This window comes from Pseudomonas sp. AC112 (genome assembly GCF_979253545.1).
In genome coordinates, this window is sequence record NZ_CEEDCM010000001.1 from 3,388,530 (window position 1) to 3,409,537 (window position 21,008).

At 62.1% G+C, this 21,008-nt stretch carries 19 protein-coding genes; 13 read left to right on the forward strand and 6 right to left on the reverse strand.

The window, feature by feature from the left end:
• Positions 1 to 38: 38 nt before the first annotated feature.
• Positions 39 to 599 (reverse strand): antibiotic biosynthesis monooxygenase, encoded by a 561-nt coding sequence (locus tag AC0IYN_RS15620; protein WP_406598413.1) that lies wholly within the window; start codon positions 597 to 599, stop codon positions 39 to 41.
• 217 nt (positions 600 to 816) lie between these two features.
• On the opposite strand from AC0IYN_RS15620, the gene AC0IYN_RS15625 reads away from it, so the two are divergent.
• On the forward strand, positions 817 to 1,767 hold the full coding sequence (locus AC0IYN_RS15625) for a MerR family transcriptional regulator (RefSeq protein ID WP_406598412.1): 951 nt from the start codon (positions 817 to 819) through the stop codon (positions 1,765 to 1,767).
• A gap of 2 nt (positions 1,768 to 1,769) precedes the next feature.
• On the opposite strand, the gene AC0IYN_RS15630 is transcribed toward AC0IYN_RS15625, so the two are convergent.
• Both AC0IYN_RS15630 and AC0IYN_RS15635 read right to left on the reverse strand, forming a co-directional pair.
• On the reverse strand, positions 1,770 to 2,375 hold the full coding sequence (locus AC0IYN_RS15630; RefSeq protein WP_406598411.1) for a hypothetical protein: 606 nt from the start codon (positions 2,373 to 2,375) through the stop codon (positions 1,770 to 1,772).
• A gap of 62 nt (positions 2,376 to 2,437) precedes the next feature.
• On the reverse strand, positions 2,438 to 2,905 hold the full coding sequence (locus AC0IYN_RS15635; RefSeq protein ID WP_406598410.1) for a PAS domain-containing protein: 468 nt from the start codon (positions 2,903 to 2,905) through the stop codon (positions 2,438 to 2,440).
• Positions 2,906 to 3,042: 137 nt separating this feature from the next.
• Between AC0IYN_RS15635 and AC0IYN_RS15640 the strand changes: the two genes are divergently transcribed.
• Complete coding sequence (locus AC0IYN_RS15640) at positions 3,043 to 3,498, forward strand: flavodoxin (RefSeq protein WP_406598409.1); 456 nt, start codon at positions 3,043 to 3,045, stop codon at positions 3,496 to 3,498.
• Here AC0IYN_RS15640 and AC0IYN_RS15645 read toward each other — a convergent pair.
• Complete coding sequence (locus AC0IYN_RS15645; protein ID WP_099492597.1) at positions 3,479 to 4,375, reverse strand: LysR family transcriptional regulator; 897 nt, start codon at positions 4,373 to 4,375, stop codon at positions 3,479 to 3,481. The two genes, AC0IYN_RS15640 and AC0IYN_RS15645, sit on opposite strands and share 20 nt — an antisense overlap.
• Before the next feature lie 98 nt (positions 4,376 to 4,473).
• On the opposite strand from AC0IYN_RS15645, the gene AC0IYN_RS15650 reads away from it, so the two are divergent.
• From AC0IYN_RS15650 to AC0IYN_RS15685, 8 genes are all read left to right on the forward strand, one after another.
• Positions 4,474 to 4,845 (forward strand): CidA/LrgA family protein, encoded by a 372-nt coding sequence (locus AC0IYN_RS15650; protein WP_406598408.1) that lies wholly within the window; start codon positions 4,474 to 4,476, stop codon positions 4,843 to 4,845.
• The gene (locus AC0IYN_RS15655) at positions 4,835 to 5,521 is read left to right on the forward strand and encodes an LrgB family protein (protein ID WP_406598407.1); all 687 of its coding nucleotides are present in this window, start codon (positions 4,835 to 4,837) and stop codon (positions 5,519 to 5,521) included. Before AC0IYN_RS15650 ends, AC0IYN_RS15655 begins: the two co-directional genes overlap by 11 nt.
• Before the next feature lie 150 nt (positions 5,522 to 5,671).
• Positions 5,672 to 6,454 carry a class II aldolase/adducin family protein gene (locus tag AC0IYN_RS15660; RefSeq protein ID WP_406598406.1) on the forward strand — a complete coding sequence of 261 codons (783 nt, stop codon included), beginning with the start codon at positions 5,672 to 5,674 and terminating at the stop codon, positions 6,452 to 6,454.
• Positions 6,454 to 7,359, forward strand: a complete 906-nt coding sequence (locus tag AC0IYN_RS15665; protein ID WP_471842242.1) for an alpha/beta fold hydrolase — start codon at positions 6,454 to 6,456, stop codon at positions 7,357 to 7,359. Before AC0IYN_RS15660 ends, AC0IYN_RS15665 begins: the two co-directional genes overlap by 1 nt.
• A gap of 172 nt (positions 7,360 to 7,531) precedes the next feature.
• The gene (locus AC0IYN_RS15670; protein WP_078050142.1) at positions 7,532 to 8,443 is read left to right on the forward strand and encodes an SDR family oxidoreductase; all 912 of its coding nucleotides are present in this window, start codon (positions 7,532 to 7,534) and stop codon (positions 8,441 to 8,443) included.
• Positions 8,444 to 8,925: 482 nt separating this feature from the next.
• Positions 8,926 to 10,716, forward strand: coding sequence for a DUF1302 domain-containing protein (locus AC0IYN_RS15675; RefSeq protein ID WP_099492602.1), 1,791 nt, complete (start codon positions 8,926 to 8,928; stop codon positions 10,714 to 10,716).
• A 26-nt stretch (positions 10,717 to 10,742) separates the two neighbouring features.
• Positions 10,743 to 12,101 (forward strand): DUF1329 domain-containing protein, encoded by a 1,359-nt coding sequence (locus AC0IYN_RS15680; protein WP_406598403.1) that lies wholly within the window; start codon positions 10,743 to 10,745, stop codon positions 12,099 to 12,101.
• A 258-nt stretch (positions 12,102 to 12,359) separates the two neighbouring features.
• Positions 12,360 to 14,861: a LuxR C-terminal-related transcriptional regulator gene (locus AC0IYN_RS15685; RefSeq protein ID WP_457238750.1), complete on the forward strand. Its 2,502-nt coding sequence runs from the start codon at positions 12,360 to 12,362 to the stop codon at positions 14,859 to 14,861.
• Here AC0IYN_RS15685 and AC0IYN_RS15690 read toward each other — a convergent pair.
• Positions 14,858 to 15,733, reverse strand: coding sequence for a helix-turn-helix domain-containing protein (locus tag AC0IYN_RS15690; RefSeq protein ID WP_471842249.1), 876 nt, complete (start codon positions 15,731 to 15,733; stop codon positions 14,858 to 14,860). The genes AC0IYN_RS15685 and AC0IYN_RS15690 overlap by 4 nt on opposite strands.
• A 137-nt stretch (positions 15,734 to 15,870) precedes the next feature.
• Here AC0IYN_RS15690 and AC0IYN_RS15695 point away from each other — a divergent pair, with 137 nt between their 5' ends.
• Entirely contained in the window at positions 15,871 to 16,773 is a 903-nt protein-coding gene (locus AC0IYN_RS15695; RefSeq protein WP_406598401.1) for a DMT family transporter, read from the forward strand.
• A gap of 40 nt (positions 16,774 to 16,813) precedes the next feature.
• Here AC0IYN_RS15695 and norR read toward each other — a convergent pair whose 3' ends face one another.
• Entirely contained in the window at positions 16,814 to 18,337 is a 1,524-nt protein-coding gene (norR, locus tag AC0IYN_RS15700; protein WP_406598400.1) for a nitric oxide reductase transcriptional regulator NorR, read from the reverse strand.
• A 148-nt stretch (positions 18,338 to 18,485) separates the two neighbouring features.
• Between norR and hmpA the strand changes: the two genes are divergently transcribed.
• Both hmpA and AC0IYN_RS15710 read left to right on the forward strand, forming a co-directional pair.
• Positions 18,486 to 19,667 (forward strand): NO-inducible flavohemoprotein, encoded by a 1,182-nt coding sequence (gene hmpA / locus AC0IYN_RS15705; RefSeq protein WP_406598399.1) that lies wholly within the window; start codon positions 18,486 to 18,488, stop codon positions 19,665 to 19,667.
• A gap of 223 nt (positions 19,668 to 19,890) precedes the next feature.
• Positions 19,891 to 20,397: a disulfide bond formation protein B gene (locus AC0IYN_RS15710; protein WP_406598398.1), complete on the forward strand. Its 507-nt coding sequence runs from the start codon at positions 19,891 to 19,893 to the stop codon at positions 20,395 to 20,397.
• The last annotated feature ends 611 nt before the right edge of the window (positions 20,398 to 21,008 follow it).

The window sequence follows — 21,008 nt, forward strand, 5'->3', positions numbered from 1 at the left end:
CAGATTGAAACTATACCAGCGAGCGGCCGCCCCTGTATTCACGCTGCGGCTTCGGTGGCCTTGCGTGGTGCCGGAGCTGGATGCAGCCAGTTTGCCAACAGGTGGGTCGACAGTGGGATGAACCAGTAAACCATCAAAGGCGTGAGCGCCAGGGTGCTGACCAGCACGCGCGGCGCCAGCTCCAGTTCGCTGAGCAGTGGGTTCAGGACAAAGTTGAACAGCAGCGACACTGGGAAAAACGCCAACCAGATCGCCACCGCCTGTTTCCAGCGTGGCGGACGTGCGCCCACCGCGCCGAACCAGCCATCGATGCCACGTACGCGGTGCTCCGACGGGTCGGCAAACAGATCGCTGCCACGACTCAGCCACGCGCTGCGGGAGGCGGAAAACTCCCAGGCATGCAGGGTCTTCTCATCGGCGAAGCGGAAAATGATCTGGAATTCATCATCATTGGGCGGCGGTGCCAGGACGCCTGAACCCAGGTAGCCGGGAAAGTCCGTGGCCAATTGCTCGCCTTCGCGCAGCCAGGCCATCAGTTCTTCGTAGCGCCCTTTGGCCACGCGGCGCGCAACCATCAAGGTGACGGGAGAGGTAGACATTGTGTATCTCCAAATAAAGGGGGCACGTGACCGGGTAGGTACGGCACCAGGTGCAGCCGCGGGGTGATGCGGCTGCGCCTTGAAAAAGCAGGCAAGGATTATTCCTGTTTTATTGAAATACGCCAGACACTTCTGTCGGTTCGCCACGCGGCTTGAATCGTTCGACCGAATAAGCGTTAAATAGGATCCAAATCGACACGGATGTTCTTGACCTCTGATGCCCGAAACTATTGCTCTGCAGCGCGAAACGACCCCTGACCGCGTTGCTGTTTCCGATGACCTTTTGCCGATTCGCGAAGTCGCTCGGCTGACGGGCGTCAACCCGGTCACCTTGCGTGCCTGGGAGCGGCGCTACGGTCTCATCCAGCCTATCCGCACCGAAAGCGGGCACCGGTTGTATTCGCGCACCGATATCGACACGGTGCACCGTATTCTCGACTGGATCGAACGCGGCGTTGCAGTGAGCAAAGTCGGCAAGATCCTCGCGCGCGGCGAGCCGCTCGGCGAAACCGGCGCGGCTCCTGGAGACGGCCTGGAGTGGGCTCAGTGGCACGGGCAATTGCGCAGTGCAATCAGCGCCTTCGATGACCGCCAACTGGACCGGCTGTACGGCCAGATTTTTTCTGCCTATCCGCTTGCCGTGGTCTTTCAAGACATTCTCATGCCGCTCTGGCAAGCGTTGTTGCGTCATCAAGGGCGCTTCGGCCAGGCCAGCGAGTGGTTGTTTTTCGATAACTTCCTGCGCTCGCGCACCGCGCAACGGCTGCAGGTGATCGCCGCCACGCCGCTGCCACGGGTTCTGTTGGCAGCCATTGCCGGAGAATGTCGCGAGCTGGAGCTGTTGGTCGCGGGCCTGCTGCTGACGGGTGAAAAACTCGCCGTCAAGCTCCTGGGTGTGGGCCAGCCCTTTGATGAACTGACACTGGTCTGCGAGAAGACCCAACCGCAAGCCTTGGTGCTGTTTTCCAATCGTGCCCCCGGCAGTGAGCTGCCGTTGCGGCTCAAGCGGCTGGCGCTGACCCTCGATTGCCCCTTGCTGCTGGCGGGTGATGCTGCGGATTTGGCGCAGGACAGCCTCGCCGGTTCGTCAGTCGGTTGCCTGGGCAATGAGGGGCGGCTGATGCAGCGCCGCTTGCACCAATTCTTGAGCGGCGGCCTGGACACCTGATTTCAGGCGTGCACTTCAGGGTGGGCCAGGCGGTGTTGGTGCAGGATAAACTGGCGCAGGCGCTCGGTTTCATCCGCATCGCCCTGGCTGAGCCGATAAGCGAACAGGCCGCGTGCGGTTTCCCGTTCGAAGGTTCCGCGCACCGCGATGCGTTCGTAACCCGAAGGGCTGAACCATAGGGAAAAGGTTTTCGGCGGCTTGATCCGGCCGCGAATCTCGACCAGCACACCCTTGAACGACACCTCATGTACCCACAGTGCGCCCGGGTTGCCCTTGATATTTTCGAGGGCCACCGGCGTTTCGAGCGCCAGTCGCCACGGGCGGATCATCGGCCCGTCTTCGAAAATGCTCGGCACGCCCAGGCGCAGGTGAACGGCATGAAACTCATCTTCCACCAGGTGCAGCGGGAAGGTGAGTTGCTGGTTGTCGAACTGTGCCTGGATGGTGACGTGGTCGTGGGCAGCCAGGCGAGTCAGGAGGTCACGAATCTGCGCACCGCCGTTGACCGTCAAGCTCGACGACGCATCACGCAGGTTCAATTGCGGGTTGTGCTGCATGGTCTGGATGAAATCCAGCTCGTCTTGCGTCAGGAGTGCATCGCGTTGCATGGGCTTGCTCAACGGGGCGGGTAGGTATTAAAACGCCATTATCCTCTTAATGACTATTTTTTCTAATTTTTGTTAGATCCACTCGTCGCTTTGAGCGACGCCAGTTCGGCCTTGAGCTCCGCGACTTGCGCCTCCAGTTGCATCACACGCTGCTGGGCTTTGACTTGAGCCGTCACATCTTTTTGCACGCCAACGAAGTACGTCTGTTTGTCCGCCGGGTTGTAAGTGGTGGACAGCGACAGCTCATTCCAGAAATGCGTGCCGTCCTTGCGGTAGTTGCGCAAGGTTTCGCGGCAGCTGGCGCCGGCGCTGAGGGCTTCGCGAATGGCGATCAGGGCGGGTTGGTCGCGGTCACCGGCCTGCAGGAAACGGCAATCCTGGTAGAGAATTTCGTCGCGGGTGTAGCCGGTGAGGCGCTCGAAGGCCGGATTGACGTAGATCAGTGGCAGGTCCTTGCCTTCCCGTTCAGCGATAACGATGCCGTCATTCGAGGCGTCGATGACCATTTGCATCAATTGGGCGTTAATCATGCAGGGGGATCCATCCATTTGAGGTGCCGCAAGTCTAAGTCACCGTGGCAATGTTTCCATCGGGCGTGACGTTTTTTTGTAGGGGACGGTCGAGCTGCTAATATCCCACGCTTTCGCTCAACTACAGGATCAGATTGATGAAAGTCGCCATCCTTTCCGGCTCGGTCTACGGCACTGCTGAAGAAGTCGCTCGCCACGCTGCCGAGATTCTCAATGCCGCCGGTTTCGAGGCCTGGCACAACGCTCGCGCCAGCCTGGCGGATGTACAGGCGTTTGCGCCGGATGCATTTCTGGCAGTGACCTCCACCACCGGCATGGGCGAACTCCCCGACAACCTGCAACCGCTGTACTCCAGCATTCGCGACCAACTGCCCGCCGCCTGGCGTGGCCTGCCGGGTGCGGTGATTGGCCTGGGCGACGCCAGCTATGGCGACACCTTCTGCGGCGGTGGCGAGCAAATGCGCGAGCTGTTTGCCGAGCTGGGCGTGCGCGAAGTGCTGCCGATGCTGCGCCTGGACGCCAGCGAAAGCGTCACCCCTGAAGCCGACGCCGAACCGTGGTTGGCCGAGCTGGTCACTGCACTGCGCGGCTGACCGGAAACTCGCGCAATAACGCCAGCCAGGCCTGGGCGGCTTTCGACAGATAGGCGCCCTCACGCCAGGTAAATGCAATGTCCCAGCGCAGGTAATCGGGCGCCTTCAAAGTGAGGCGCACCACACCCGGTCGCACCAGCCCACGGGCGACCACGCTGGGCAGCAACACTACGCCCTGGCCGGCCGCAACCAGCGCGGCGAGAAAGTCAGCCTGGCCACTGCGGCCGATCTCCCTCGGGGTAAAGCCCACCTGCTGGCAGGCCTGGATCAACCGGTCATTGAGCACAAAGCTGCGTTGGTACATCAGGAACGGCGTGTCCGCCAGTTCTTCCAGGCGCACCTGTGCGTTGTGCGCCAGGGGGTGATCCATCGGCAGCAGGGCGTCGAGTGGTTCATCGCAGAAGGCCTGCCGGGCGAATGCCGGGTCACTGGACATCAGGCAGCCGCCCACATCCAGCTCCCCATTGAGAATCGCGTGTTCAATGGTGCGGCTGCCGCCTTCCAGCAACTGGATAGTGACCTTCGGGTAGCGCCTGCGGTATTCGGCAAACAGCCCGGCGAACAATGTATCGCCCGCCAACAGCGGCAAGCCCAGGCGCAACTCGCCACGGGTCAGTTGCTGCATATCATCCAGCTCACTGAGCAACTCGCTTTGCAGGCGCAGCATGGCTTCGGCTCGCTGCAGCACCACCTCGCCAGTGGCGGTCAGGCGTATTTGCGATCCCGTACGCTCCAGCAGTGGCGTGCCGAGGCTTTGTTCCAGCTGGGCCACTTGCTTGCTGACGGCGGACTGGCTGATATGCAGGGTTTTCCCGGCTTGGGTGAAGCCGCCCCGGTGGATGACTTCGACAAAACTGCGCAGTTGCTTGAATTCCATGGCTTGAATTCCAGTTTGGAATAGCTGGCAGTCTAACAATTCGCTGTGGGGATAGGGCAGGCCTCATTAAAATGAAGGCCTGCGAGGACCCAAAGCCCATGAAACGTTTCACCCGTCTGATGATTGAACTGGTCGTGCTGTTGGCCATTTACCTGCTCGGCTGCCAACTGGCGACATGGCTGGCATGGCCGGTGCCGGGCGGAGTAGTGGGCTTGGGCTTGCTGCTGGCAACCTTCGCCAGTGGCCTGGTCAAACCGGCAGCCCTGCAATTGGGAGCCGGTGTGTTGATGGCCGAGATGCTGCTGTTTTTTATCCCTGCGCTGATGAGCCTGCTGGACTATGGCGGCCTGCTACGCAACGACGGCTGGCGGATCCTGCTGGTCATTGGCCTGAGCACCCTGGCGGTGATGCTGGTCACGGCGTTCACCGTGGAACTGGTGTGCCGCTGGAGGTTGCGCCATGAAGCTTGAGCTGATGCCGGTGTTCTGGCTCGCTCTCACTCTGGGCGCCTACATCTTTAGCCGCTGGATCTATCGCCGCACCGGGCGTTACCTGTTGTCGCCGTTGATCCTCGTGCCGATGCTGTTGCTGGCGGTGGCTGTGCCGATGAACACCGCTTACGCCGAGTATTCCGCCGACACCCACTGGCTGATGCTGGTGCTGGGCCCGGTGACCGTGGCGTTTGCCGTGCCGATCTGGCAGCAGCGCCGCTTGCTGGCGCGGCACTGGTCGGCGTTGTTGCTGGGGATGGTCGCGGGCAGTGCGGCGTCCATCGCCACCTCGTTCGGCTTGGCCAGGGCGCTGGCCCTGGACAGCTCTGTGACCATGTCCCTGGTGCCGCGCTCCATCACCACACCGTTCGCCATGCCGGTGTCTTCCGACCTTGGCGGCGTGCCCGAATTGACCGCCGTGTTCGTGATGTTCACCGGTGTGTTCGGCGCCATGCTCGGCGGAGTGCTGCTCAAGTGGCTGCCACTGCGCACCCCCCTTGCACGCGGCGCGCTGTTCGGCGTGGGTGCCCACGGTGCAGGCGTGAGTCGCGCCCATGAGGTGGGTGGCGAAGAAGGCTCGGTCGCCGGTTTGGTGATGGTCCTGACCGGCTTGCTCAACCTGTTCGCAGCGCCTTTATTGGCGGCACTTCTCTGACGCCGATTGTGTGGATTTCAACTATTCTCAACGCTGACTCGTACGGTCATCAAGCTGGCTGCCAAGGCAACTCCGGCGGCCTCGCGGTCTGACTAGACTGGCCCTTCACTCAAAAAAACAATAACAAAGTGCGCCAAGGAGGTCATTGCCGTGAGCCTAGCTACCGTTCTATCGCCACAGAATGTCAAAGATCAGGTCAGCGCCGCCGAATGGCAAACCCGCGTCGACCTGGCAGCCTGCTATCGCCTGGTGGCGATGCACGGTTGGGATGACCTGATCTTCACCCATATCTCGGCCAAGGTGCCGGGCACTGATGACTTCCTGATCAACCCGTATGGGCTGATGTTCCATGAGATCACTGCGTCGAGCCTGGTCAAGGTCGACCAGGCCGGCAACAAACTGATGGACAGCCCCTACGAGATCAACCCTGCGGGCTACACCATCCACAGCGCCATCCACGAAGTGCGTCACGACGTGACCTGCGTGCTGCATACCCACACCGCCGCCGGTGTTGCGGTGGCGGCGCAGAAGCAAGGCGTGTTGCCGATCAGCCAGCAATCGATATTCGTACTGTCGAGCCTGGCCTATCACGCCTACGAAGGCGTGGCGCTGAACCACGAAGAGAAGGCCCGCCTGCAGGCCGACCTGGGTGAAAACAACTTCCTGATGCTGCACAACCACGGGCTGCTGACCTGTGGCAGCACCATCGCCGACACCTTCTTGATGATGTTTACCTTCCAGCGTGCCTGCGATATCCAGGTGCTGGCGCAAAACGGCGGTGCCGAATTGATCGCCATCGGGCCGCAGATTCTCGCCGGTGCCAAGGCGATGGTGGCGGCTGTCACAAAGAGCGCACAAGGTATGGGGGGCGCGCTGGCCTGGCCGGCGTTGCTGCGCACATTGGACACTCAAGACCCTGGGTATAGAAGCTGATGCCACTCGCCGAGATCCCGCTGAGTGTCTGGCGCAAACGCAGCCAGACGTTCGACGTCAACGGCCGCACCATCTGCTACTGGGTGGCGGGGCAGGGTGAACCGTTGCTGTTGATCCATGGCTTCCCCACGGCCAGCTGGGACTGGCATTACCTGTGGCAGCCCCTGGCCCAGCGCAACCTGGTGATCGCCTGCGACATGCTCGGCTTTGGCGATTCGGCCAAACCCCTGGACCATGGTTACTGCCTGCTGGAACAGGCGGATCTGCAACAGGCGCTGCTGGAGCACCTGCGCGTGGAGCAGCCGGTGCATGTGCTGGCTCATGACTACGGCGACAGCGTCGCCCAGGAACTGCTGGCCCGGCACTATGAAGGTCGCTTCAACATGGCCAGCTGTGTGTTTCTCAACGGTGGGCTGTTCCCCGAAACCCATCGCCCGGCCCTGGTGCAAAAACTCTTGCTCAGCCCACTGGGCTGGATGATCGGCCGCGCATTCGGGCGCAACGCCCTGGCGAACAGCTTCAATCAGATTTTCGGCCCCACGACTCGCCCCAGCGAAAGCGCCCTGGATGATTTCTGGAGCTTGATCGACTGCCACGAAGGCACGCGCATCCTGCACAAGCTCATCGCCTATATCCCCCAGCGTCGGGGCCTGCGTGAGCGATGGGTGTACGCGATGCAGCAGGGTGAGGTGCCGCTGCGGGTGATCGATGGCGAGCTCGACCCGATTTCCGGCGCCCACATGGTCGAGCGTTATCACGAGTTGGTGCCCCACGCCGACACGGTGTTGCTGGCCAATATCGGCCACTACCCGCAGATCGAGGCGCCGGTGCAGGTGCTCAAGCACTACCTGGCGTTTCGCGAGCGTCTTGCTGGCCCGGTCTTGGAGCTGGCTTGCCTGCGATAGCATCGCTGCGCCTCAACGCAAAGACCGAGGCGCTGCATCGCCGGCAAGGCAGCTCCCCCATGATCATCCCTCTGCCTTATCGAGCACTATTCAGGCTCAATCGTGGTTATTGTGACCCTGGCCCCCGTGCCTGACACTCGACCTATTCCCATTGTCGCCATTGGAGTTCGGTATGAGTGAGTCAGTGCAGTTCCAGGATAAGGTCGTGATCGTCACCGGTGCCGGCGGCGGATTGGGCCGGGCCCATGCGCTGTTGTTCGCTAAGCATGGCGCCAAAGTACTGGTCAACGATCTGGGGGGCTCCACCCAGGGCGAAGGCGCCAACGCCTCGGCCGCCGACCGGGTGGTAGCCGAGATCCGTGAAGCGGGCGGTATCGCCGAGGCCAACCATGACTCTGTCACCGACGGTGACAAGATCGTGCAGAACGCCCTCGATGCCTTCGGCCGAATCGATGTGGTGGTCAATAACGCCGGCATCCTGCGCGACAAGACCTTCCACAAAATGGAAGACAGCGACTGGGACCTGGTTTACCGGGTGCATGTTGAAGGCGCCTACAAAGTCACCCGCGCCGCCTGGCCCCATCTGCGCGAGCAAGGCTACGGCCGGGTGATCTTTACCGCGTCGACCTCGGGCATCTACGGCAACTTCGGCCAGTCCAACTACGGCATGGCCAAGCTTGGCCTGTACGGCCTCACCCGCACCCTCGCGCTGGAAGGGCGCAAGAACAACATCCTGGTCAACGCCATCGCGCCAACAGGCGGCACGCGCATGACCGAAGGCCTGATCCCGCCGCAAGTGTTCGAGCGCCTCAAGCCAGAGCTGGTCAGCCCATTGGTGGTGTACCTGGGCAGCGACGCCTGCCAGGAAACCTCGGGGCTGTTTGAAGTGGGCGGCGGCTGGATCGGCAAGACCCGCTGGGAGCGCAGCCTGGGCGTGGGCTTTGACCCGGAGGCCGGCTTCTCGCCAGAAGATGTGGCGGCACACTGGCAGCAGATTTGCGATTTCGACGGTGCGGCTCACCCCAAGGACAACATCGAGGCGTTGAAGGAGATGATGGCCAATTTGCAGAAGTACAGCCTGTGATCGTTGCCTGAAAAAGCTTGAATCCTACGGGGCGCTGATGGCGCCCCGTTTTATTCTGGGCAAAAAAAAGCCGCTGCAAACGCAGCGGCTGAAGTCAGACGTTGGATCAAGGAGCGATAAATCAACGTCAGTGAACACCGGTAACAGATTGAAAACAGGCATCAATCCATCTAAAAAAGGCTTTCCTTCCGGTTGGGGAAGCGGGCCGTTTGCCCTGAAAGCCCGGTAAGAATAGCTGCTTGTAACAAGATGAGTAATGCCGATTCATGACAAGGACTGTTGCCGAATCAGCAACAGTGGCCTGGCCCGCTATCCATTCTCCTGATAACCCACCATCCACCCGATGCATGCCTGCGTCCAGACCCCGGCCAGAGCGGCTTGTCATCCTTTCGAGCGACAACACGAATCCCTCCTTGGTGCGCTTATCGCTCCTGATGGGCGGCAGTAGGGTGGGGCCTTCTGTCACTCACCGGGGAAGACGCATGACAAGAACAACAATGCGCGCCATCTTCAGGCCACAGGCGCTGGCCGCTGCAGTTGCGTTGGGATGCTGTGCCCAGGCACAGGCTGTTTCATTCAACATTGGTGAGATCGAAGGGCAATTCGATTCCTCGCTGTCGGTGGGCGCGAGCTGGGGCATGCGCGATGCCGACAAGAAGCTGGTGGGCACCGTCAACGGCGGTACCGGCCAGGCGTCTACTGGTGATGACGGGCGCTTGAACTTCAAAAAGGGCGAGACCTTCTCCAAGATCTTCAAGGGGCTGCACGACCTTGAGCTGAAGTACGGCGACACGGGCGTGTTCGTGCGGGGCAAGTACTGGTACGACTTCGAACTGAAGGACGAAGACCGCGAGTTCAAACCGATCAGCGACCACAACCGCAAGGAAGGCGCCAAATCCAGCGGTGCGCAGATCCTCGATGCATTCGTGTACCACAACTACTCGCTGGGGGATCTGCCGGGCACTGTGCGTGCGGGCAAGCAGGTCGTGAGCTGGGGCGAAAGTACCTTCATTGGTAACTCCATCAACAGCATCAACCCGATCGACGTGTCTGCGTTCCGCCGTCCGGGTGCCGAGATCAAGGAAGGGCTGATCCCGGTCAACATGCTGTTCGCGTCCCAGAGCCTCACCAACCAACTGACCGTAGAAGGTTTCTACCAGTTGGAATGGGACCAGACGGTGCTGGATAACTGCGGCACCTTCTTCGGCGGCGATGTGGCGGCGGACGGGTGCACCAATAACTACACCGTGGGCAACCCGGCGATTGCCCCCTTGCAACCGGTGGCGGCGGCATTCGGCCAAGGGTTTGGCGTGACCAATGAAGGGGTGATCGTACGCCGCGCCGGCGACCGCGACGCGCGTGATTCCGGTCAGTTCGGCGCCGCGTTGCGCTGGTTGGGGGACGACACCGAGTACGGCCTGTACTTCATGAACTACCACAGCCGCACGCCGACGGTGGGCACCATCACCAACAACACCAGCCTGGCCACGCTCGGCGCGATCGCCGGTACCGCCAACGGCCTGGCGCCGGGCTCCGGCGCGGGCCTGGTGCAAAGCCTGATGCTCGGTCGCGGCCAGTATTACCTCGACTACCCGGAAGATATCCGCCTGTTCGGTGCCAGCTTCTCCACCACCTTGCCCACCGGCACCGCGTGGACCGGTGAGATCAGCTACCGGCCCAATGCCCCGGTGCAACTCAATACCACCGATTTGACCCTGGCCCTGATCAACCCCGTCGCCGGCCAACTGGCCTCACCCATCCGCAGCAACTTCGGCGACGACAACAAAGGCTATCGCCGTAAAGAAATCACCCAGATCCAAAGCTCCATGACCCAGTTCTTCGACCAGGTCCTGGGCGCCGAGCGCCTGACACTGGTGGGTGAAGCGGCGATCGTGCACGTCGCCGGCCTGGAGGATAAATCCAAACTGCGCTACGGCCGCGACTCGGTGTATGGCGCCTATGGTTTCCAGGGTGACACCGACGGTTTCGTCACCTCCACCTCCTGGGGCTACCGCGCGCGCGCGATCCTCGACTACAACAACGTGATTGCCGGGATCAACCTCAAGCCCAACCTGTCCTGGTCCCATGACGTCGCCGGCTACGGCCCCAACGGCCTGTTCAACAAGGGCGCCAAGGCCATCAGCGCGGGTGTCGATGCGGACTACCGCAACACCTACACCGCCAGTCTCAGCTACACCGATTTTTTTGGCGGCGACTACAACACCCTGACCGACCGCGACTTCCTCGCCCTCAGCTTCGGCGTGAACTTCTGATCTGGCTTAAAGAAGGACAAGACTCTATGCGTAAGATATTTGCGGTAATGGCCCTCAGCCTGTTGGCGGTCAACGTAATGGCTGCCGTGTCACCGGACGAGGCTGCCAAGCTCGGCACCACGCTGACCCCGGTAGGCGCCGAAAAAGCCGGCAACGCCGACGGTTCGATTCCGGCCTGGACCGGCGGCATCCCGAAGAACGCCGGCGCGGTGGACAGCAAGGGCTTCCTGGCTGACCCGTTCGCCAGTGAAAAACCGCTGTTCGTGATCACCGCCGCCACCGTCGACAAGTACAAGGACAAACTCTCCGATGGCCAGGTGGCGATGTTCAAGCGTTACCCCGAGACCTACAAGATCCCGGTGTACCCGACCCACCGTACGGTCAACCTGCCGCCGGAGATCTACGAATCGATCAAGCGCAGTGCACTGAACGTCAAGCCGATCAACGACGGCAACGGCCTGGAAAACTTCACCGGCAACCGCTACTACGCGTTCCCGATTCCGAAAAATGGCGTGGAGGTGCTGTGGAACCACATCACCCGTTATCACGGCGGCAACCTGCGCCGCATCATCACCCAGGCCACTCCGCAGACCAACGGCAGCTACACGCCGATCCGCTTCGAGGAGGAAGTGGCCGTGCCGCAACTGATCCCCGACATGGACCCGGCCAAGGCGGCCAACGTGCTGACCTTCTTCAAGCAGTCGGTGACCGCACCGGCGCGTTTGGCCGGCAACGTGCTGCTGGTGCATGAAACCCTCGACCAGGTAAAGGAGCCGCGCCTGGCGTGGATCTACAACGCCGGGCAGCGCCGTGTACGCCGGGCGCCGCAGGTGGCGTATGACGGGCCGGGTACCGCGTCCGATGGCTTGCGCACGTCCGACAACTTCGACATGTTCTCCGGCGCTCCGGACCGTTACGACTGGAAGCTGGTGGGCAAGAAGGAAATGTACATTCCCTACAACAGCTACAAGCTCGACCAGCCGACGCTCAAGTACGACGACATCATCAAGGCCGGCCACATCAACCAGGACCTGACCCGCTATGAGCTGCACCGCGTGTGGGAAGTGGTGGGCACGGTCAAACCGAGCGAGCGGCATATCTACGCCAAGCGCCACATGTACATCGACGAAGACAGCTGGCAGGTGGCGCTGGTGGACCACTACGATGGCCGTGGCCAACTGTGGCGGGTGGCGGAGGGGCATGCGCAGTTCTACTACAACCACCAGACCCCGGCTTATACCGTGGAAACCCTGTACGACATCATCGCCGGGCGCTACATCGCGCTGGGCATGAAGAACGAGGAGAAGAGCAGTTTTGTGTTCGGTTTCAATGCCAAGGCGGCGGACTACACGCCGGCTGCGTTGAGGGCAGAAGGCGTGCGCTGACCCCGATGTGAAATGCAATCCCGATATGAAATGCAACTCCACTGTGGGAGCGGGCTTGCTCGCGAATGCGGCGTATCAGTCACGGAATGCCTAGACTGATCCACCGCTTTCGCGGGCAAGCCCGCTCCCACATTGGGGTGTGAATGCCTTGAATTTTATGCCCATCAATCACCCCGCTGAATACTTCTTCAACAACCGCCGACCACAGGACTAGGGTAGGCGTCAGGTTGCATAACAATAAGAACGCAGGATGCAGCAATGACCGCCATGACACGCTGCCTGGACCGTCCTGGATTCATGCCTCGGCTGTCCGCCCACCATCTGCTGCGCCCACGCCTGGCCGAGCCTTTGCTGGCGGCGCCGGCCAGGGTCAAGTTGCTCTGCGCGCCGGGTGGCAGCGGCAAGAGTGCGTTGCTGGCCGAATGCGCGTTGCAGGCGCCAGCGGGGTGCCAGGTGTACTGGTTGCCGCTCAATGGTGCGGCCCTGAGCCCGAGCGATTTCTGCCAGCGTCTGGCGCAGAGCCTTGGCCTGGCGTTCACCGACGAAGCAACACTGCTGGCGGACCTTGCGCGCTGGCAGGCCCCGGCGTGGTTGTTTATCGATGACTTCTGCCGCTTGCCCACGCCCGACACCGATGCCTTGCTTGACCGCCTGCTCACCCTTGGCAGCCCGGCATTGACCTGGTGGCTCGGCGCGCGGCGGCGCCCCTTGTGCAATTGGCCTCGGTTGCTGCTGGACGATGAACTGCTGGAGTGCGGCGCCGACCTGGCGTTCACCCCGGCCGAGATCCAGCAACTGCTCATCCACGCGCCGGGGCAAACCGTCGACAGCGTGTTGCAGTTCAGTGCCGGCTGGTGCGCGGGTGTGCGCATTGCCTTGCTCGGCGATGCCCACCCGGAAAAGACCTTGCTCGATTACTTGCAGCACGAGCTGTTCAGCACCTTGCCCCCCGAATTGGCCGAAGCCTGGCGCGTGCTGGCCCACCTGCCGCGCTTCAACCCAGGGCTGTGCGAGCACCTGTTCGGTTTTGGCGACGGTGACCAGTACCTGCGCGATCTGCAGGCCCTTGGCGCGTTCATCCAGCCCTGGGAGGACACCGACTGGCTGCAGGTCTTTGCGCCACTGGGCCGATTGCTGCGGGATGAACCCTGGCCGGCCAGGCGCTCGTGGCACCGACGGGCCTGCCAATGGTTCACCACCGAACAGGACTGGCAGGCCGCGTTTGAGCACGCGTTGCTGGCCGAAGAATATGAAGTGGCCGTGAGCCTGTTGCAGCATTTCAGTTTCGAGGACCTGTTCCGCCAGCAGAATGCGGTGCTGCTGTTGCGCCTGCATGATCAGCATGGCGATGAATTGATGCTCGGTTCGGCGCAACTGGTGGGGCTGGTGACGGCGGCGTTGCTGTTCGCCGGGCGCTTCGACCAGGCCGCGCAATGCATCGACCAACTGGCGCGGTTTGCCCCGCAACCGACGGCGGCGCAGCAGCGCTACCTGCTGGCGCGCTGGCAGGCACAGTGGGGCTGGCTGCTGCACCTGGGCGGCGATGCCGAGCGTTCTCGCGAACATTTCCTTGAAGCACTGCACGCCTTGCCCGACAGCGCCTGGACCTCGCGGCTGATGTGCCTGTCCGGCCTGACTCAGCAAGCCTTGCTGCGCGGCGAGCTGGATGTTGCCCAGGCCCTGAGCCGTGAAGCGTTGTGCCTGGCGCGGGCCCATGGCTCGCTGCTGCTGGAGGCGTTGCTTGAACTGGACCATGCGCAATTGCTGGAACAGCGCGGCGCCCCTTATCGGGCGCAAAGCCTGCTGGAAAACGTGCAGGCGATGCTGCTCAAGCAGCGGCTCACGGCTGGGCCGTTGGTCGGGCGCATTGCCTTGCGGCGCGGGCATCTGGCGTTGCGCCAGGGGCAAGACAACCTGGCCGCCGACTGCTTCGAGACCGGCTTGACCCTGTGCCTGCACAGCCAGGACAAACGCGTGCTCTACGGGTTTCTCGGCCTGGCGCTACTGGCCGCCAACCGGGGTGATTACGCCCAGGCCTTTGTGCAATTGCGCGAGGCCGAACGCTTGATGCAGCAACGCCAAGTGCCCGACACCGTGTACCGCGCGGTGTTGCTGCTGGTCAGCGGGCACTTCTGGCTGCAGCAGGGCCGCGCCGAACTGACGGTAGAAGCAGTGCGGCGTGTGCTTCGCCACTTCCGCGGGCCCCAGGCCAAGCAGGCGCCACCGGCCACCCTGGAGCTGATCCCACGCCTGGAATACCTGCTGGTGCTGGCGGAGGTGAAACTGGGCTGCGCCGATCAACCCGTGGCCCGGCTCACGGCCTTGCTGGAAACCACCCACCAGCGCGGCATGCTCTGCCTGGAAACCGAGCTGCACTTGGTCCTCGGTGAGGTCGCCTGGCAAGTCGGCGACCCTGTTCTGGCGCGTCGTTCGTTGCAAACGGGGCTGGAGCTGGCAGCGCGCTGCCAGGTGCAACAGGCGATCCGCGAGTTGCGGTTGCGCTCGCCGGGGTTGCTGAGTGAACTGGGCATGGAGCCCCAGGCGTCCACGCCAGGCACCGTGGAGAACCCCCTGAGCCAGCGCGAGCTGGAAGTGCTGCAGTTGATCGCCCTCGGCAACTCCAACCTGGAAATTGCCGACCGCCTGTTTATCTCCCTGCACACGGTCAAGACCCACGCGCGGCGCATCCACAGCAAGCTGGGCGTGGAGCGACGCACGCAAGCGGTGGCCAAGGCCAAGACCCTGGGGCTGATGACTTAAGCGCAGAACGCCTGGCGATACTCGCCGGGTGTCGCGCCCGTGGCTTGGCGGAAGCGATGGGTGAAGTGGCTGGCGCTGGAGAAACCGCACATCAGGGCGATCTCATTCAAGGGCAGGGCACCCCTGCGCAACAGGGCTTGGGCGCGGGTAAGGCGGCGTGCCAGCAAGTACTGATGGGGCGGCAGGCCGAAGCTTTGGCGGAACATCCGCGCGAAATGGTATTCCGACAGCGCACACATCCCGGCCAGTTGACCCAGGCTGATCGGGTCTTCCAGGTGCTGGTCGATGTACTCCACCAACAGCCGCCGCTGGTGCGCCGCCAGCCCGCCTTTGAGGCGCAGTCCTTCGCGGGCACCGACTTGGCTGAGCAAGGTATGGCTGAGCATTTCATGGGCCAGGCTGCTGGTCAGCAGGCGCTCGGCGGGTTCGTGCCAGTTCAGCGCGATCAACTGGTGAAAGCGCCGGGCCTGGCGGGCGTCTTCCAGGAAGGTGCTTTCGCGCAATTGCAGAGTGCGCGGTTCGCGGTCGAGCAGGGTGACGCAACCCAGGGCAAATTGCTCCGGGCTGAAATACACGTGGGCCAGGCGGATCTCGCCGTTGATCACCCACGCCGACTGATGCTCGGCTGGCAGGATGCACAGCTTGTCGGGTCCGCCCTTAGTGCCGGGCTGGTCGCGCCGAAACGTGCCGGTGCCGCCGCCGATGTAGCACGACAAAGTGTGGTGTGTCGGCGCCTGGTAGTCCTGCGAGTCGTGGTGGTTGCTCCACAAGGCCGCAGACAAGCCGTCACCGAGCTCGGCACAGGCTTCAAGGCGTGCGTTGGGCGAGCGGTTAAGGGCTTGGAAGACTTGCAGGGATTCCAGATCAGGCATGGTTCGTACTCTCCGACGCTTGCATCCTACTCCCCGCGGCTGGCGCTGTGAGCCCACCACCCGACAAAAGCGCAAGATTGTGCAAGAGCGCGCCCTGGGTTGGGAGGCACACTGTGGCTCAATCGATGGAGCCCGCTATGAACCTTTCCTTGTATTTACTCACTGTGCTGATCTGGGGCACCACCTGGATTGCCCTCAAGTGGCAATTGGGCGTGGTGGCGATTCCTGTGTCCATCGTCTATCGCTTCGGCCTGGCGGCGCTGGTGCTGTTTGTGCTGTTGCTGCTCAGCCGCAAGTTGCAGGTGATGAACCGACGCGGGCACCTGATCTGCCTGGCCCAGGGCGTGTGCCTGTTCTGCGTCAACTTCATGTGCTTTCTTACGGCGAGCCAGTGGATCCCCAGCGGCCTTGTGGCAGTGGTGTTTTCCACGGCGACTTTGTGGAACGCGCTGAACGCCCGGGTGTTTTTCGGCCAGCGCGTGGCACGCAATGTGTTGATGGGCGGCGGCCTGGGCTTGGCGGGCTTGGGCCTACTGTTCTGGCCGGAGCTGGCCGGGCACACCGCCAGTCCGCAGACCCTGCTCGGCTTGGGTTTGGCATTGCTGGGGACTATGTGTTTCTCGGCCGGCAATATGCTCTCGAGCCTGCAGCAGAAGGCCGGGCTCAAGCCGCTCACCACCAATGCCTGGGGCATGTTGTATGGGGCGTTGATGCTGGCGACTTACTGCCTGGTGCGCGGTATTCCGTTTGAGATGGACTGGAGCGCGCGCTACCTCGGCGCGCTGTGGTACCTGGTGATTCCGGGGTCGGTGATTGGCTTTACCGCGTACCTGACGCTCGTCGGGCGCATGGGGCCGGAGCGGGCGGCGTATTGCACGGTGCTGTTCCCGGTTGTAGCGCTGAACGTCTCGGCGTTTGCCGAAGGGTACCAGTGGACTGCACCGGCGCTGGCGGGGTTGGTGTTGGTGATGTTAGGGAATGTGTTGGTGTTTCGTAAGCCTAAGGTTACGAGCCCGGTTTTCAACGCGAAGGCTGTCTAGTGTGGGAGCCAGCTCCCACATTTCGATTGGGCTGATCTTACTACTTCAGTCCGAGGCGCTTGGCCATGCGGCCTAGGTTGGCGCGGTCCAGCCCGAGTTCGCGGGCGGCGCTGGCCCAGTTGTGCTGGTGGCGTTCCAGGCAGGCGCTGATGATCTGGCGTTGATAGTGTTCGGTGGCCTGGCGCAGGTCGCCGGTCACGCTGGGCACCGCATCGACCGGTTCGTCAATCACCGGCGCGCTGACATCGGGCAGGTCCAGGTCCTGGGCGTTCAGGCTCAGAATCTTCGGACGTTCGCGACAGTTTCCCAGGGCTTTGAGTGCGCTGCGTCCGATCAAATGTTCCAGCTCCCGCACATTGCCCGGCCAGTTATAGGCCAGCAGCGCTGCCTGGGCTTCGCTGGTCAGGCGCAGGCTGCCCAGGCCCATGCGTGAGCGGTTCTGTTCGAGAAAGAAGCCGGCCAGCAGCAACACATCGCGCCCGCGCTCACGCAGCGCCGGCACTTGCAGCGGGTACACGCTGAGGCGGTGGTAGAAGTCGGCGCGGTAGCGACCATTGCGCACTTCGTCGGCGAGGTCGCGGTTGGTGGCGGCGATCAGACGCACGTCCACCTGGTGTTCCTTGTCCGAGCCCAGGCGTTGCAATTGACCGCTTTGCAGTACTCGCAGCAGCTTGGCCTGCACGGTCAGCGACAGTTCGCCCACTTCATCGAGAAACAGCGTGCCGCCATTGGCCAGTTCGAACTTGCCGCGACGTTCGTTCAACGCGCCGGTAAAGGCCCCGCGCACGTGGCCGAACAGCTCGCTTTCCACCAGGGTTTCCGGCAGGGCGGCGCAGTTGAGGCTGATCAATGGTTTATCCGCACGGGCCGAAGCGGCATGAATGGCCTGTGCGACCAGCTCTTTGCCCACTCCGGTTTCGCCGGTGATCAGTACGGTGAGGTCGCTGCCGCCTACCAGTTTGATCTCTTCCACCAGGCGCTTGTGGGGTTTGCTCTGGCCGATCATCTCCTTGTGCTGCTGGCCGCTGGCCTCGCGATAGATTTCGGCGCGCAGGGTCAGGCGTTCGATACGTTCGGCGACGTTGACGGTGGCGGCGGCGAGGCTGGCGAAGGCTTGCAGGGCGTCCAGTTCCACGCGTTCGAAGCGCTCGGTGTCGAGGGCGTCAAGGGTCAGCAGGCCCCAGGGCTGATCGTCGACGAACAACGGGCAACCCATGCAATCGTGGACTTCCAGGTGCCCGTGCAGGCCATCGACCAGGCCGTCGTAGGGGTCGGGCAATTCGCTGTCACTGTCAAAGCGTGTGGGGCCGGGGCTGCTCAGCAACACGGCAAAGCGCGGATGTTCGCTGACCTTGAAGCGCCGGCCCAAGGTGTCTGCGCTCAAACCGTCCACGGCGAGCGGCACCAGCCACTCACCGTCCAGGCGCAGCAGCGCGGCGGCATCGCAGGGCAGCAGGGCGCGCATGGCTTGCAGCAGGCGGCGGTACCGCTCGCCTTCAGGCAGCTCGCGGGACAGGTCGGCGACCAGGGGCAGCAGGGTGGTGAGCAGTGATTGTGCAGTCATAATGACTCCTTGTAGTCTTTGTGACTATAAGGTGCAGGAAGTCATACTGACTACATTTAATTTAACTCATTGAAAATAAACGATTTATTAGTTGGCACGAATACTGAGTATTCAAGGGTAATCAGTGAAGAAGCCCAGGAGGCTCCCCATGCTTAGTGCCCAAGACCGTGCCATCGTCAAATCCACCGTGCCCCTGCTGGAAAGCGGCGGTGAAGCGCTGATCACCCACTTCTATCGCATGATGCTCTCGGAATACCCAGAGGTTCGCCCGCTGTTCAACCAGGCCCACCAGGCCAGCGGCGACCAGCCCCGTGCGCTGGCCAATGGTGTGCTGATGTACGCGCGGCATATCGACCAGTTGGACCAGCTGGGCGACCTGGTGGCCAAGATCATCAACAAGCACGTGGCCCTGCAGATCCTGCCGGAGCATTACCCGATCGTGGGTGCTTGCCTGCTGCGGGCGATTTCCGAAGTGCTGGGCAGCGAAATCGCCACCCCAGAAGTGATGAGCGCCTGGGGCGCGGCGTACGGCCAGCTGGCAGACATCCTGATCGGCGCCGAGGCGGCGATCTATGAAGAGAAAGCCCAGGCGCCCGGTGGCTGGCGCGGTGCGCGGCCGTTCCTGCTGGTCAAGCGTGTGGAGGAGAGCGACGAGATCATCTCGTTCTACTTCGCCCCGGTGGACAATGGCCCGATCCTCAACGCCGCGCCAGGCCAATACATCGGCATGAAACTGGTGCTGGAGGGCGAGGAAGTGCGCCGCAACTATTCCCTGTCGGCGCTTACCGATTCGGGCCTGTACCGCATCAGCGTCAAGCGCGAGGCCGGTGGGCGAGTGTCCAACTATTTGCACGACCAGATGCATGTCGGCGCGACCATCGACCTGTTCCCACCGTCGGGCGAATTCACCCTGGCGGCCAGCGATAAACCGTTGGTGCTGATCAGTGGCGGCGTAGGCATCACGCCGACTTTGCCAATGCTCGAAGCCGCGCTGGCTACCCAGCGCCCCGTGCACTTCATCCATTGCGCACGCAACGGCGGGGTACATGCGTTCCGCGACTGGGTAGACACCCTGGCGGCCAAGCATCCGCAGCTCAAGCGCTACTACTGCTACGCCGAAGACGACGGCGTAAGCCCGGCAGCGGACAAGGTCGGCCTGCTGAGCCAGGACCAACTGGCCGCCTGGTTGCCTGAGCAGCGCGACATCGATGCCTACTTCCTCGGCCCTAAAAGCTTCATGGCTGCGATCAAACGCCACCTCAAGGCCCTGGGCGTACCCGAGGAACAAAGCCGCTACGAGTTCTTTGGCCCGGCTGCTGCCTTGGAATAACACCCTCAAGTAGGTAGGAGCTGGCTTGCCAGCGATGGCATCCGCTGGGTACACCTGATGTGCCGAGTCGCCTGCATCGCCGGCAAGCCGGCTCCTACAGGGATGGCGTCCATACAGTCACAACATTTCCCACGATTAATCCCCCGTTAACCCCCCTCTGTTTAAACCATCCCCTGTGTGTAAACTTGCGGCCATTGGCACAACCAAACAAAGGGAAACGGAGATGAGTGACGAATTGCGTTTAGGCAGGGAGCGGCGCTTTCTGGTGTTGCTGGGCATCATCTGCCTGGCGCTGATTGGCGGTGCGCTGTACATGCAGGTGGTGCTGGGCGAGGCGCCATGCCCGCTGTGCATCCTGCAACGCTACGCTTTGTTGCTGATCGCGATCTTCGCGTTCATCGGCGCGGCCATGCGCACCAAGGGCGCGCTCACGCTGTTTGAAGGCCTGGTGATCCTCAGCGCCCTCGGCGGGGTGGCTGCTGCCGGCCATCATGTTTACACCCAGTTCTTCCCCCAAGTCAGCTGCGGCATCGATGTGCTGCAACCGATCGTCGATGACCTGCCGCTGGCCAAGGTGTTTCCCCTGGGCTTCCAGGTCGATGGCTTCTGCAGCACCCCGTACCCGCCCGTACTCGGCCTGTCCCTGGCACAGTGGGCGCTGGTTGCCTTCGTGCTGACGGTGATCCTGGTGCCGCTGGGCATTTACCGCAATCGCCAGCGCCAAGGCTGAGCCGATCGCGCAAACGCCCCGGTCCTTCCTGAATGAAGGCCGGGGCGTTTTTGCTTGTAGGGATTTGTGAACGGAACGTGACGCGGGGCAATTTTGGGTGCGCGCAGCGTGCGACATGTTGTCACACGGAAGCCGGCGCAGGACGTTTCCGACCCGCCTAACGGCCGCTTAAATTTGCATCGGATGACCAAGATGTGCTGTCAGTTCGTGGTTCTGGCGAGTCTGTGAACCTCGCGCCGCGCCAGCGATTCTGTGATGTCCGAATGCCTTGTTTTATGGGGGGTTGCATCGGTTTGGCATGCCCTTACAGGCTGTAAGGACTGCGGTGGATTGCCCTATAACACGGCAATTTTTGTGGTTTTTGTTGAGAATCGAACGCGATAAGATCGCGAACCGTTGCAATAATGGTGAAGGATTATTGCTGTAATCGATAAAAATTATTTCTTTATAAGACATGGTTTATACATCGCTAGCTAACTACAATCGCCCGCACTGAATGTCCGGTGCTGTTCAATATTTGAGCACTGGAGCGGTCGAGGGGCAGATGGATGGCTCTGTGCGACCCCAAGGTTCCGGCAGCCTTTCAACTATCCGCACCAAATGGAATTGGT